We start from the raw sequence: 13,091 nt of genomic DNA, 5'->3' as shown, positions 1-13,091 counted from the left end.
CGCCAGGGGGCCCTCTCCGGTCTTTGGGCTAAGGCGCGGTCAGTCCGCCCAGCTCACCGCCGTCAGGTCGGTGGCCTGGGTCGGTGCGTTGGCCCAGAGCCCCTGCACCCCGACCTTGGCAACGGTCAGCGCCGGCAGCTGGAACAGGTAGCCGTTCACATAGTCGTCGGCGATGATTTTCTGTGCCTGCTGCAGCATCGCGGTCCGCTCTGCCGGGTCGGAGGTGACGTTCAGCGTCTTGATCAGCTCCTGGAAGGCGGGGTTGTCATACTGGAAGTAGTAATCCGGCCGGGCATAGATGCCGATGTCCATCGGTTCGGTATGACTGACGATGGTCAGGCCGAAGTCCTTGCCCTTGAACACGGTTTCCAGCCACTGGGCCCATTCCACGTTGATGATCTGCGCCTTGATGCCGACGGCGGCCAGCTGGGCGGCGATGATCTCGCCGCCGCGCCGTGCGTAGGAGGGAGGCGGCAGGTGCAGCGTGGTTTCGAAGCCATCGGGCAGCCCCGCTTCGGCCAGCAGTTTCTTCGACAGCTCGGGGTCATAGGCCGATTGCGCGGTCAGATCGACATAGGCCGGGTTATGCGGTGCGAAATGGGTGCCGATCGGGGTGCCGTAGCCGAACATCGCCCCGTCGATCAGCGCCTGACGGTCGATCGCATGGGCCATCGCCTCGCGCACCAGCTTGTTGTCGAAGGGCGCGCGCTTGTTGTTGGTGGAGAGGATCGTCTCGCCCTCGGTCGAGCCGACCAGAACCTGGAACCGCGGATCGGCCTCGAACATCGGCAGGTTCTCCGGCGCCGGGAAGGCGGTGAAGACATCGACGTCCTCCGCCATCACCGCAGCGAAGGCGGCGGTCGGGTCGGAGATGAACTTGAAGGTCACCTCGTCCAGCTTGGCCGGCGTGCCCCAGTAATCGGGGTTCTTGTCCAGCACGATCTTGTCGCCCTGCACCCATTCCTTGAATTCGAAGGCGCCGGTGCCGACGGGATGCTGCTTGATCCCCTCGATGCTCTCGGGCGCGACGATCACCGCATCGCCCCAGGCCATGTTGAACAGGAAGCTGCCGTTGGGGGCGTCCAGCGTGACCTTGACGGTCAGCGGATCGATCACCTCAACCTCGGTGATGCCGGCGAACAGCGCCTTTTGCGCGTTGGCACTGTCTTCGGCCCGGGCGCGGTCGAGGCTGAATTTCACGTCCTCGGCATCCATGGTGGTGCCGTCGTGGAACTTCACCCCATCGTGCAGGTGGAAGGTATAGGTGGTGCCGTCTTCGGAGATATCCCAGCTTTCGGCCAGGCCGGGCACGACGGAACCGTCGCCCATGAACCGGGTCAGCCCTTCGAACACATTGGAATAGAGCACCGAGTCGATGGCGCCGGCAGCGGCGGAGGTCGGATCCAGGTGCGGCGGCTCCAGCTGCATCGCCACGGTGATATCGGACGCCAGCGCCGGTGCGGCGCCCAGGGCCGCGACCAGGGCGACCGCTGAGGTCAGACTGCGCGGATGGCGGAAAATTTTCATCAAAGGAACTCCCTGTTATTATCCGGCACGGGGCCGGCGAGATGGGCGGAGTTTCGGCGGAAGATAACCGGTTAGCAAGGGGCTGTTGGCGCAATCAGGCTGGAACCGCCGGGGCGCGGTTGCTATCTGCCCGCCACGCTGTCGGGCCGGGCCGGGATTTCCGGGACACAGCGCAGGAGGAGGACCCACCATGACCACGACATTGATCCGGAAGCTGGCGGAGATGCGCGAACTCAGCCGGGGCTGGAAGGCCGCCGGCGAAAGCATCGCCGTGGTGCCCACCATGGGGGCGTTGCACGCGGGACATCTGTCGCTGGTCCAGGCGGCCAAGGCGGCCTGCGACCGGGTGATCGTCTGGATTTTCGTCAATCCCAAGCAGTTCAACAGCCCCGAGGACCTGGCGAATTATCCGCGGACCGAACATCAGGACGCCGAGAAATTGGCGCCTCATGCCGTCGACGCGGTCTATGTGCCCGATGTCGATCAGGTCTATCCTCCGGGTTTTGCCACCACGGTCTCGGTCACCGGTCTGACCGATGTGCTCTGCGGTTCGCACCGGCCGGGGCATTTCGACGGGGTGGCGACGGTGGTCTCCAAGATCTTCCTGCAGACCGGGGCGGATCGCGCCTATTTCGGCGAAAAGGACTTCCAGCAGCTGCAGGTGGTCCGCCGCATGGCCCGCGATCTGGATATCCCGATCGAGGTGGTGGCCTGCCCGACGGTGCGCGAAGCCTCGGGGCTGGCGATGTCGTCGCGCAACCAGCGGCTGTCGCCGGCAGGGCAGGCGGTGGCGGCGGGGCTTTATGCCGTGCTGCGCGACCTGGCCGAAGAGCTGGAACAGGGCAGCAGCTTTCACCCGCTGGAGGCCCGCGCCCGTGCCCGGCTGGCGGCAGAGGGGTTCGGCGAGGTGGAATACCTCGACCTGCGCAGCGAAGACGGGCTGCAGGCGCTGGATCACGCGGCGGTGCCGGCGCGGCTGTTCGTGGCGGTCTGGGTCGATGGCGTCCGGCTGATCGACAATATCCCGGTCGCAGCGGCCTGAGGGGCCGCCGCTGACCCTAAGGCACGGCGGCGCTTGCGGGCTGGCCGCCATCTCTCAGGGTGGTAGGGTCACACGCAGCGGCCGCAGTGACGGCCGCGCCAGCACCGGGAGGACCAGCGCATGAGCTTCATTCTCGCCATCGATCAGGGCACCACCTCCAGCCGGGCGATCCTTTTCGATGCCGCCATGCAGGTGGTGGGGATCGCCCAGCAGGAGTTTCGCCAGCATTTCCCCCGTGATGGCTGGGTCGAACACGATGCGGAAGAGATCTGGACCACCACGCTGGCGGTCTGCCGCAGGGTGCTGGCCGATCACGCGGTCGCGGCCAACCAGCTGGCCGGCATCGGCATCACCAACCAGCGCGAGACCACGGTGATCTGGGACCGGCAGACCGGCCGGCCGATCCATAACGCCATCGTCTGGCAGGACCGTCGCACCGCCGCGCTCTGCGCCGGGCTGCTGCGCGACGGGCTGGAACCCGTGGTGGAGGCGCAAACCGGCCTCCGGCTCGACCCGTATTTCTCCGGCACCAAGGTGAAGTGGCTGCTCGATACCATCGAGGGCGCGCGCGAGAGCGCCGCTGCCGGGGCGCTGGCCTTCGGCACCATCGACAGCTTTCTGATCTGGCGGCTGACCGGCGGGCAGGTGCATGCGACGGATGCCACCAACGCCGCCCGCACGCTGCTGTTCGATATCCACCGCGGGGTCTGGAGCGAGGAGATCTGCCGCGCGCTCGATGTGCCGGCGGCGTTGCTGCCGGAGGTGAAGGACAGCGCCGCCGACTTCGGCCTGACCGATCCGGCGATGTTGGGGGCGGCGGTGCCGATCCTGGGGGTGGCGGGCGATCAGCAGGCGGCGACCATCGGCCAGGCCTGTTTCGCGCCCGGCATGATGAAATCGACCTATGGCACGGGGTGTTTCGCACTCCTCAACACCGGGACGCATCCGGTGGCCTCTTCGCACCGGATGCTGACCACCATCGCCTATCAGCTCGACGGCCGGCGGACCTATGCGCTGGAAGGCTCGATCTTCATCGCCGGGGCGGCGGTGCAATGGCTGCGCGACGGGCTGGGGATCATCGACAGTGCCGCGCAATCGGGGGTTCTGGCGCAACGGGCCGACCCCAGCCAGCATGTCACGCTGGTGCCGGCCTTCACTGGTCTCGGCGCACCCTATTGGGTGCCGGAGTGCCGTGGCGCGGTCTTCGGGCTCACCCGCAACTCCGGCCCGGCGGAATTCGCCCGCGCGGCGCTCGACAGCGTCGCCTTTCAGACCCGCGATCTCTGGGAGGCGATGCAGGCCGACTGGTGCCAGGCCCATGGCCATAGCCCTGACGTGGTGCTTCGGGTCGACGGCGGCATGAGCGCCAGCGATTACACCATGCAGCGGTTGTCGGATATCCTCGGCGCGCCGGTGGATCGCCCGGTGATGCAGGAGACCACGGCGCTGGGGGCGGCCTGGCTCGCCGGGATGCGGGCCGGGCTCTATCCCGGGATGGAGGAATTCGCCGCCGGATGGGCGCTGGACCGGCAGTTCGCGCCGGGCCTGCCGGAGCCTGACCGCCGCGAGGCCTATGATCGCTGGAAACGCGCGGTCGCGGCGGCGATGGCGGTCTGATCGCTGCCGCCGTCCGTTTGCGATGCAGCCGGCCGGTTCGTCTGTTGTCGGATCTGGCAGGCGGGCGGTGTGGCTTGTTCCCGGCGACCCGGCGGCGCTAGGCTGTCGGCATGCCGCCGTCACGAGGATCCGACCATGCCGCGCCTTGCTGCCAATATCTCCCACCTGTTTCCCGAACTGCCGCTGATGCAGCGGTTCGCCGCCGCCCGCGCCGCCGGGTTCGAGGGGGTGGAAATCCTGTTCCCCTACGATGTGCCCGCCGCCGAGATCCGCGAGGCGCTGGACGCGACCGGGCTGGCGCTGGCGCTGGTCAATGCGCCGCCGAAGTCGGTGGCCCCAGATCACCCGGCGGTGCCGGGCAGCGAGGACGGGTTCCAGGCGGCGATGAAAGAGGTTCTGGACTATCTCGCGCCTCTGGCGCCGGATGCGATCCACGTGATGACCGGTTTCACCTCGGGCATCGAGGCGGAGGATACGCTGGTCGACAACCTGCGCTGGCTGGCAGAGGCGGCGCCGGAGCAGCTGTTTACGCTGGAGCCGCTGAACCTCGGCGATCAGCCGGGGTATTTCATGTGCGATTACGATCTGGCGCTGAGGGTGATGGACCGGGTGGCGCGGCCCAATCTGGGGTTGCAGTTCGACAGCTATCATTCCCAGGTGATCCACGGCGATGCGCTGGCGGTCTGGCAGCGGGTGGCCCCTCGCGTGCGCCATATCCAGTTGGGGGCGCCGCCCGCGCGGACAGAGCCGCGGCTGGATCAGGGCCCGGTCGATTTCGCCGCGCTTTTCGCCGCCATCGAGGCCAGCGGTTATGACGGCTGGATCAGCGCCGAATACGGGCCGACGACGGCGAAGACCGAAGACAGCCTGGGCTGGATGGCGGCGCTCACGGCCTAGGCGGCACCTGGCCCGCCGGGCGGCGTACAGGGACTGTGCCGGGCCGGGCGGCTTAATGCGCCTCGGCCCAGGTGTTGCCCTTGCCGGCATCCACCACCAGCTTGACGTCCAGATGCACCGCCGGGTCGGCGGCGCCTTCCATCACTTCGCGGGCGCGGGCGGCGACGGTGTCGGCGGCATCCTCGTCAACCTCGAAGATCAGTTCGTCGTGCACCTGCAGCAGCATTTTCGCCGGCATGTCGGCGATCGCGTCGGGCATGCGGATCATCGCACGGCGGATGATATCAGCCGCGGTGCCCTGGATCGGCGCGTTGATCGCGGCGCGATAGGCGAACCCGGCGCGCGGCCCCTTGGCGTTGATCTCGGGCGTATGGACGCGGCGGCCGAACAGGGTGCGGACGAATCCGTGCTCCTTGGCGAAGGCCTTGGTCTCTTCCATATAGTCCTTGATGCCGGGGAAGCGTTCGAAATAGCGGTCGATGAAGCCCTGCGCCTCGGCCCGGGGAATGCGTAGGTTGCGGGCCAGACCAAAGCCGGAAATCCCGTAGATCACGCCGAAGTTGATCGCCTTGGCCTGCCGCCGGATCTCCGGCGTCATCTCTTCCAGCGGGACGTTGAACATCTCCGACGCGGTGGCGGCGTGAATGTCCTGGCCGTCGGCGAAGGCCTGTTTCATCGCCGGCAGATCGGCCATATGCGCCAGGATGCGCAATTCGATCTGGGAGTAGTCGAGGCTGAGCAGGACCTTGCCTTTTTCGGCGACGAAGGCCTCGCGGATGCGGCGGCCCTCTTCCGAGCGCACCGGGATGTTCTGCAGGTTCGGATCGGTGGAGGCGAGCCGCCCGGTCGCCGCGCCGGAGATCACGTAGGAGGTATGCACCCGCCCGGTCTCCGGGTTGATGTGGTCCTGCAGCGCGTCGGTATAGGTCGATTTCAGTTTCGACAATTGCCGCCAATCCAGCACCCGGGCGGGCAGATCGTGGCCTTCGGCGGCCAGATCCTCCAGCACGTCGGCACCGGTGGCATAGGCGCCGGTCTTGCCGCGCTTGCCGCCGGGCAGCGACATCTTGTCAAAGAGGATTTCGCCCAGCTGCTTGGGCGAGCCGACGTTGAAGGTTTCTCCGGCCAGCTCGTGAATCTCCGCCTCGAGCCCCGCCATCTTCTGGGCGAAGGCGTTGGACATCCGGCTCAGCACCTCGCGGTCAACCTTGACGCCGGCCATCTCCATCTCGGCCAGCACCGGCACCATCGGGCGTTCCAGCGTCTCGTAGACCGTGGTCACCTTTTCGCGGTGCAGCTGCGGCTTGAAGGTCTCCCACAGGCGCCAGGTGATATCGGCGTCCTCTGCGGCATAGGCGGAGGCCTCCTCGATCGGGACGAAATCGAAGGTGATCGCCGATTTGCCCGACCCCAGCAGCGGTTTGATCGGGATCGGCTCATGGCTCAGGTAGCGTTCGCTCAGCGTATCCATGCCATGGCCGTGCAGGCCCGCGTGCATCGCATAGGACAGCAGCATGGTGTCGTCGATCGGCGCCACATTCACCCCGTAACGGGCGAAGATCTTGGCATCGTATTTCATGTTCTGGCCGATCTTGAGGATCGCGTCATCCTCCAGCACCGGTTTCAGGCAGGCCAGCGCGTCGTCGACCGGGATCTGGCCCGCGATCAGCTCGGCCGAGCCGAAGAGATCATCGCCGGCGCCGGTCTTGTGGATCAGCGGGACATAGCAGGCCTTGCCCGCGGCGGTGGAGAGCGAGATGCCGACCAGCTCCGCGGTCATCTCGTCCAGCCCGGTGGTCTCGGTATCCACCGCCACCACCCCCCTCTCACGGATCGCGGCGACCCATTTCTCCAGGTCTTCAAGATCGCGGACGCATTCGTAGGCCGAGGCGTCGAAGGGCACCGCCTCCGGCGCCGGACCGTCGCCCGCCGCCTGCACCGGGGCGTCGGAGATCACCGGCGCCTCCGCCCCCAGCTTGTCGGCGATGCGTTTGGTCAGGGTACGGAATTCCATCTCCGCCAGGAAGGGCAGGAGGACCTCCGGGTCGGGCTCCTTCACCTCCAGATCGTCGAGGGTGAAATCCAGCGGCGTATTGGCGTCGAGCTGCACCAGTTTCTTGCTGAGTTCGATTTGGTCGCGGTTCTCGATCAGGGTCTGGCGCCGCTTCGGCTGCTTGATCTCCTCGGCGCGGTCCAGCAGGGTTTCCAGATCGCCGAATTCGTTGATCAGCAAGGCGGCGGTCTTGATGCCGATGCCGGGGGCGCCGGGAACGTTGTCGACCGAATCGCCGGCCAGTGCCTGCACATCGACCACTCGTTCCGGGCCAACGCCGAATTTCTCGCGCACACCGTCGACATCGATGCGGCGGTTCTTCATCGCGTCGAGCATCTCGACGCCGCCGCCGACCAGCTGCATCAGGTCCTTGTCCGAACTGATGATGGTCACCCGGCCGCCGGCCTCGCGCGCCTGAACCGAAAGGGTGGCGATGATGTCGTCGGCCTCGTAGCCCTCAAGCTCCTTGCAGGCGATGTTGAAGGCCTCGGTGGCGCGGCGGGTCAGCGGCATCTGCGGCCGCAGTGCCTCCGGCATCTCCTCGCGGTTGGCCTTGTAGAGGTCGTAGAGATCGTTGCGGAAGGTGTGGCTGCCCTTGTCGAAGATCACCGCCACATGAGTCGGTGCATCGGCGCCGGAGGCATCCTCGACGTATTTCTGCAGCATGTTGCAGAAGCCGGAGACGGCGCCGATCGGCAGCCCGTCGGACTTTCGGGTCAGGGGCGGCAGCGCGTGGAAGGCACGGAAGATGAAGGCCGATCCGTCGATCAGGTGCAGATGGCAGCCTTTTCCGAATTTGGGGGATTGCTGCGTCATGGCGGGGGCCTCCGGGGTTGTTCGCCTCCCGTTCTGCCATGGCGCGCGCCGGGCTGCCAGCCCCCAGCGTCGACCGGGCAACGGACATCCGGCCGGCGCTGGCGTGGCGCCGTCGGGATCACGAGTATTTTTGCAGAGAAGAAGCGGGAGGCCGCGGGATCGGCCCCCGGGAGCCTGCGTCTCAGGCCGCCTGGTCGGCGAAATCCTTATGGATGTACTTGCAGTCGCAATAGGGGCATTCGACCCAGCCCTGATCCTCGGGGATATGCAGCCAGACGCGCGGATGACCCAGCGCGCCTTCCCCGCCGTCGCAGGCGATGCGGTAGCTTTCGACGATCTTGGTTTCAGGCGCCTCGATGGTCATGGCGTGGGGATCCTTCCTGATGCCTTGGCGAAATGGAACGCCTGCGTTTATGGTCCAACCCCCCGGCAGGGGCAAGGGGCGCGATGCCGCTGTGGCGGCGCCGGCGCCGGGCTGCCGCCGAAACGCTCACCGCAGCCGGCGGGCGGCTGCGGTCTGTCCGGTGGCGCGGGGCCCGGGGGGTCAGTCGTAGCTGCGCTGATCCTCGATCACCAACCCGTCCTTGGGCAGGCTGCCGGGGGCGACGACCTCGACCGCGCCCTTCAGCTTCAGCAGATCGGCGACGCTGCGGGCATAGGTGCCGGCATCGCCGCCGGTCGCCTCGATCTGCACCCGCATCACGTCCATCTCGCCGTCGCGGCTGGCGATGACGCGGGCCTTGACGATCTCGGCGTGTTTGGCGACCAGCTCCGCCACCTGCTCGGGGCGCACGAACATGCCCTTGATCTTGGTGGTCTGATCGGCCCGGCCCATCCAGCCCTTGATCCGCACGTTGGTACGTCCGCAGGGCGAGGTCCCGGCCAGAACGGCGGAGAGATCGCCGGTGGCGAAGCGAACCAGCGGGTAATCGGGGTTCAGCGTGGTGACCACCACTTCACCGACCTCGCCCGGTGCCACCGGGGTGCCGGTGCCGGGGGTGACGATCTCCACGATCACGCCCTCGTCGACGATCATCCCCTCCATCGCGGCGCTTTCGTAGGCGATATTGCCCAGATCGGCGGTGGCATAGCTTTGCAGGCAGGCGATGCCGCGGTCGGCATATTCCTGGCGCAGCGAGGGGAACAGCGCGCCGCCGCCCACCGCCGCCTTGGCGATCTTCAGGGGCAGGCCCATCGCCTCGGCCTTGTCGAGGATCACCTTGAGGTAATCGGGCGTGCCGGCATAGGCGGTGACGCCGATATCATGCGCCGCGCGCGCCTGCAGTTCGGTCTGGCCGGTGCCGGCGGGGACCACGGCGGCGCCGACCGCGCGGGCGCCGTTTTCGAAGATCATGCCGGCGGGCGTCAGGTGATAGCCGAAGCAGTTCTGCACGATATCGCCCTGACCGATGCCGGCGGCATGCAGGAATCGGCCCATCCGCCACCAGTCGCGGCTGACCCCGCCGGGTTCATAGATCGGCCCCGGCGACTGGAAGATATGCGCGACGTTGCTGACCGGCAGCCCGCCAAAGGGCGGTTCGGCCTTTTGCCGGGCGCTGAGGTCGGATTTCCGCAATACCGGCAGCGCCGCCAGGTCGGCCAGATCGGCCAGCGGCGGCAGGCCGTTGCGGGCGAGATTGGCGTTCAGCGCCTCCAGCTGCGCCGCCGCGCGCGCATCGGCGCTGCGGGTTTCCAGATCGTCGAAATAGGCGGTCATCACTTCTGGTCCTTGTCCTTGCTGCCCATGAGTCGCGGATGCGGGCGCCCCTGCGCCTCAGCTCAGCCAGCGCTTGCGGCGGCGATAGCTGCGCACGTCGCGGAAGCTCTTGCGGCCCTCGTCCGAGACGCCGAGGTAGAATTCCTTCACATCGGGGTTCTCGCGCAGCTCCCGGGCAGGGCCGTCCATCACCACGCGGCCGGATTCGAGGATATAGCCGTAATGGGCGTAGCGCAGTGCGACATTGGTGTTCTGTTCGGCCAGCAGGAAGGTCAGCCCCTCCTTCTCGTTCAGATCCTTCACGATCTCGAAGATCTGCTCCACCAGCTGCGGCGCCAGGCCCATCGAGGGTTCGTCCAGCAGGATGGTTTCGGGTCGCGACATCAGCGCCCGGCCGATCGCCACCATTTGCTGTTCGCCGCCCGAGGTGTAGCCGGCCTGGCTGCGGCGGCGTTCCTTCAGGCGCGGGAAATATGTGTAGACCATGTCGAGATCACGCATCATCTCGGCCTTGCCCTGCTTGCGGGTGTAATAGCCGGTCAGCAGGTTTTCCTCGACCGTCAGGTGTTCGAAGCAGTGCCGCCCCTCCATCACCTGGATCACGCCCTTGCGCACCAGCTCCGCGGGGTTGGCTTCCTGCACCGGCTCGCCGCGGTAACGGATCGATCCCTTGGTGACCTCGCCGCGTTCGGACTGCAGCAGGTTCGAGATCGCCTTGAGCGTGGTGGTCTTGCCGGCGCCGTTGCCGCCAAGCAGCGCGGTGATGCCGCCCTTGGGGACGGTCAGGCTCACCCCCTTCAGAACAAGGATGACGTGGTTGTAGATGACCTCGATATTGTTGACCTCGAGCAGGGTCTCCCTGGTCTGTCCGGCGTCCAGCATCTGGCGGTCCTTCTCTGCATCTGCCGCGGGTCTCGCGGGCGGAGGAAACATATTGGGGGAGGGCGGCAGCGGACCGCCGCCCTCAGGATCGGTCCGGGGCTCAGTTACAGCCCGGGGTGATGCCGTTTTCCTTGGCGTAGGCCATCGAGTCGGCCTCGACCAGCGGTGCCAGAACCTCCTGATCGGACTGCATGTAGTCGGTGATCAGCGACCAGCTGCCGGCCTTGGCGTCCCATTGCGCCACCGCGGCATAGCCGTCGCCGCCGTGGTTCTCGCAGCTCACCTTGAAGGCCGGGCCGAAGTTCGGCAGGCCGAGGCCGGCCATCTTCTCTTCGGTGATCTCCAGCGCTTCCATGCCGTCGCGCATCTGTGCGGGGGTGATCGCCGAGGTGCCGGCCAGGCCCTGCGCGGTCTTGATCGCCTCTGCCGCCAGCATCGCGGCATACATGCCGCGGTTGTAGAGGGCGGTGCCCAGCTGGTCGCCGGCGCCGGCGGCCTTGCCGCCCTCGACGACGTATTTCTTCAGGTCGTCATAGATCGGGTAATCCGAGCCCAGGTTGTGGAAGGTCAGCGCCTTGTAGCCATCGGCCTTGTCGCCGGCCGGCAGCACGTCGTTCTCCGAGCCCGACCACCAGATGCCGATGAAATGATCCATCGGGAAGCGGATGTTCACGGCCTCCTGGATGGCGACCTGGTTCATCACGCCCCAGCCCCACATGATCACGTAATCGGGACGTTCGCGGCGGATTTGCAGCCACTGGCTCTTCTGTTCCTGACCGGGATGGTCGACCGGCAGCAGGCTCAGCTCATAGCCGTGCTTCTTGGCCAGCTCTTCGAGCGTGCGGATCGGCTCCTTGCCGTAGGCGGAGTTGTGATAGACCAGCGCGATCTTCTTGCCCTTCAGATCGCCGCCTTCCTGATCGAGGATATGCTTGATCGCCACGCTGGCGCCGTCCCAGTAGTTGGCCGGGTAGTTGAAGATGTTGCGGAAGACAGCGCCATTCTTGGCCGAGGTGCGGCCATAGCCCAGCGTGTGCATCGGGATGCCGTCGGCGGTGACCTTGGGGATCAGCTGATAGGTGATGCCGGTCGACAGCGGTTCATAGACCATCGGGCTGTCGCCCTTGGTGCCCTCGTAGCACTCGACGCCTTTTTCGGTGTTATAGCCGGTCTCGCATTCGACGATCTTGATCATCTCGCCGCCGATTCCGCCATCGCGTTCGTTCAGCAGGGTGAAGTAATCCGCGTAGCCGTCGGCGAAAGGAATGCCATTCGCCGCATAGGGGCCGGTCCGGTAGCTGAGCGAGGGAACCACCAGTTCGGCCATCGCCGGTCCGGCAGCCAGCATGGCGCCCAACGCCAGCGCAGTCAGTTTCTTCTTCATCGGGTCATTCCTCCCTTGGTATCGTCCGATGTCGGTTGCGGGCGGCATCCTCCCTGCCGCCCGGTGCCTGCCCCGCGTCAGTGCGGGAAAGGCCAGAGTCTCAGTTTTTCCTTCACCACCCTCCAGAGCTGGGCGATGCCATGCGGCTCCAGCACCAGGAAGACGATGATCAGCGCGCCGACGATCACCAGCTGGAAATGCGCCACGATATCGGTGGGCCAGCCCAGCAGGTCGACGCCCAGCAGTTTCAGCACCACCGGCAGCACCACCAGGAAGGCCGCCCCGGCGAAGGAGCCGAAGATCGACCCCAGCCCGCCGATGATCACCATGAACAGCACCAGAAAGCTCTTCTGGATGCCGAAGGCTTCGCCGACCTCGACCGCGCCGAGGTAGATCGAGAAGAACAGCGCCCCGGAGATGCCGACGAAGAAGGAGCTGACCGCGAAGGCCGTCATCTTCGCCTTCAGCGGGTTCACCCCGATGATCTCGGCGGCGATGTCCATGTCGCGGATCGCCATCCAGGACCGGCCGACGGTGCCGCGCGTCAGGTTGCGCGCGATCAGCCCGGCCAGCGTCAGGAAGATCAGGCAGAACAGGTAGGTGGCCCAGGCCGGTGCGTTCGGGCCGGTCAGGATGATGCCGAAGACATCGCGCTCCGGCGCGCTGATCTGGCCCGAGGCGGAGTAGTTGTAGAACCACGGCACCCGGTTGAACAGCCAGACCAGGAAGAACTGCGCCGCCAGCGTCGCCACGGCGAGGTAGAACCCCTTGATCCTGAGGCTGGGCAGCCCGAACAGCACCCCCACCAGCGCGGTGACGCCGCCGGCCAGGATCACATGGATGAACATGCTCACCTCGGGGAAGGCGGTCATCAGCTTGTAGCAGGCATAGGCCCCCACCGCCATGAACCCGCCAGTGCCCAGCGACACCTGCCCGCAATAGCCGGTCAGGATGTTCAGCCCGACGGCGGCGATCGCATAGATCAGGAACGGCAGCAGGATGGCATTGGCCCAGTAGTCGTTGATGATGAAGGGCACCACCAGAAATCCGAAGGCCAGCACCGCGTAATAGCGGTAGCGGTCGAAACGGATCGGAAAGGTCTGGCCGTCCTGCAGATAAGAAGTCTTGAAATCCCCGGCTTCACGATAGAACACGA

10 protein-coding genes are annotated in these 13,091 nt (G+C 66.4%); 3 read left to right on the top strand and 7 right to left on the bottom strand.

What is annotated here, in order from left to right; genetic code table 11:
- Positions 1 to 39 precede the first annotated feature (39 nt).
- Positions 40 to 1,527 (bottom strand): ABC transporter substrate-binding protein, encoded by a 1,488-nt coding sequence (locus QO033_RS03880; RefSeq protein WP_284479615.1) that lies wholly within the window; start codon positions 1,525 to 1,527, stop codon positions 40 to 42.
- A gap of 190 nt (positions 1,528 to 1,717) precedes the next feature.
- Here QO033_RS03880 and panC point away from each other — a divergent pair, with 190 nt between their 5' ends.
- The 3 genes from panC (at position 1,718) to QO033_RS03865 (ending at position 5,083) form a co-directional block, all read left to right on the top strand.
- Positions 1,718 to 2,569 (top strand): pantoate--beta-alanine ligase, encoded by an 852-nt coding sequence (gene panC, locus QO033_RS03875; protein WP_284479614.1) that lies wholly within the window; start codon positions 1,718 to 1,720, stop codon positions 2,567 to 2,569.
- A 120-nt stretch (positions 2,570 to 2,689) separates the two neighbouring features.
- A complete protein-coding gene (gene glpK, locus QO033_RS03870; RefSeq protein WP_284479613.1) occupies positions 2,690 to 4,186 on the top strand; it encodes a glycerol kinase GlpK in 1,497 nt (498 codons plus the stop codon).
- 135 nt (positions 4,187 to 4,321) lie between these two features.
- Entirely contained in the window at positions 4,322 to 5,083 is a 762-nt protein-coding gene (locus QO033_RS03865; protein WP_284479612.1) for a hydroxypyruvate isomerase family protein, read from the top strand.
- A 52-nt stretch (positions 5,084 to 5,135) separates the two neighbouring features.
- On the opposite strand, the gene polA is transcribed toward QO033_RS03865, so the two are convergent.
- The 6 genes from polA to QO033_RS03835 form a co-directional block, all read right to left on the bottom strand.
- Positions 5,136 to 7,952, bottom strand: a complete 2,817-nt coding sequence (gene polA, locus QO033_RS03860) for a DNA polymerase I (protein ID WP_284479611.1) — start codon at positions 7,950 to 7,952, stop codon at positions 5,136 to 5,138.
- Positions 7,953 to 8,133: 181 nt separating this feature from the next.
- On the bottom strand, positions 8,134 to 8,316 hold the full coding sequence (locus QO033_RS03855; RefSeq protein ID WP_284479610.1) for a zinc-finger domain-containing protein: 183 nt from the start codon (positions 8,314 to 8,316) through the stop codon (positions 8,134 to 8,136).
- A 180-nt stretch (positions 8,317 to 8,496) separates the two neighbouring features.
- Positions 8,497 to 9,669, bottom strand: a complete 1,173-nt coding sequence (locus QO033_RS03850) for a phenylacetate--CoA ligase family protein (protein WP_284479609.1) — start codon at positions 9,667 to 9,669, stop codon at positions 8,497 to 8,499.
- 57 nt (positions 9,670 to 9,726) lie between these two features.
- Positions 9,727 to 10,551 carry an ABC transporter ATP-binding protein gene (locus QO033_RS03845; protein WP_284479608.1) on the bottom strand — a complete coding sequence of 275 codons (825 nt, stop codon included), beginning with the start codon at positions 10,549 to 10,551 and terminating at the stop codon, positions 9,727 to 9,729.
- Positions 10,552 to 10,651: 100 nt separating this feature from the next.
- Entirely contained in the window at positions 10,652 to 11,935 is a 1,284-nt protein-coding gene (locus QO033_RS03840) for an ABC transporter substrate-binding protein (protein WP_284479607.1), read from the bottom strand.
- A gap of 77 nt (positions 11,936 to 12,012) precedes the next feature.
- The gene (locus QO033_RS03835) at positions 12,013 to 13,089 is read right to left on the bottom strand and encodes a branched-chain amino acid ABC transporter permease (protein ID WP_284479606.1); all 1,077 of its coding nucleotides are present in this window, start codon (positions 13,087 to 13,089) and stop codon (positions 12,013 to 12,015) included.
- Between the last annotated feature and the right edge of the window lie 2 nt (positions 13,090 to 13,091).

It is taken from the genome of Pseudodonghicola flavimaris (assembly GCF_030164425.1).
GTDB lineage: Bacteria > Pseudomonadota > Alphaproteobacteria > Rhodobacterales > Rhodobacteraceae > Pseudodonghicola > Pseudodonghicola flavimaris.
The sequence above is the reverse complement of the archived record's forward strand: the minus strand, read 5'-3'. Positions and strand labels throughout refer to the sequence as shown.

Coding starts and splice junctions, on each gene's coding strand:
- QO033_RS03880 (WP_284479615.1), bottom strand. CDS start 1,527: ATGAAAATTTTCCGCCATCCGCGCAGTCTGACCTCAGCGGTCGCCCTG.
- panC (WP_284479614.1), top strand. CDS start 1,718: ATGACCACGACATTGATCCGGAAGCTGGCGGAGATGCGCGAACTCAGC.
- glpK (WP_284479613.1), top strand. CDS start 2,690: ATGAGCTTCATTCTCGCCATCGATCAGGGCACCACCTCCAGCCGGGCG.
- QO033_RS03865 (WP_284479612.1), top strand. CDS start 4,322: ATGCCGCGCCTTGCTGCCAATATCTCCCACCTGTTTCCCGAACTGCCG.
- polA (WP_284479611.1), bottom strand. CDS start 7,952: ATGACGCAGCAATCCCCCAAATTCGGAAAAGGCTGCCATCTGCACCTG.
- QO033_RS03855 (WP_284479610.1), bottom strand. CDS start 8,316: ATGACCATCGAGGCGCCTGAAACCAAGATCGTCGAAAGCTACCGCATC.
- QO033_RS03850 (WP_284479609.1), bottom strand. CDS start 9,669: ATGACCGCCTATTTCGACGATCTGGAAACCCGCAGCGCCGATGCGCGC.
- QO033_RS03845 (WP_284479608.1), bottom strand. CDS start 10,551: ATGCTGGACGCCGGACAGACCAGGGAGACCCTGCTCGAGGTCAACAAT.
- QO033_RS03840 (WP_284479607.1), bottom strand. CDS start 11,935: ATGAAGAAGAAACTGACTGCGCTGGCGTTGGGCGCCATGCTGGCTGCC.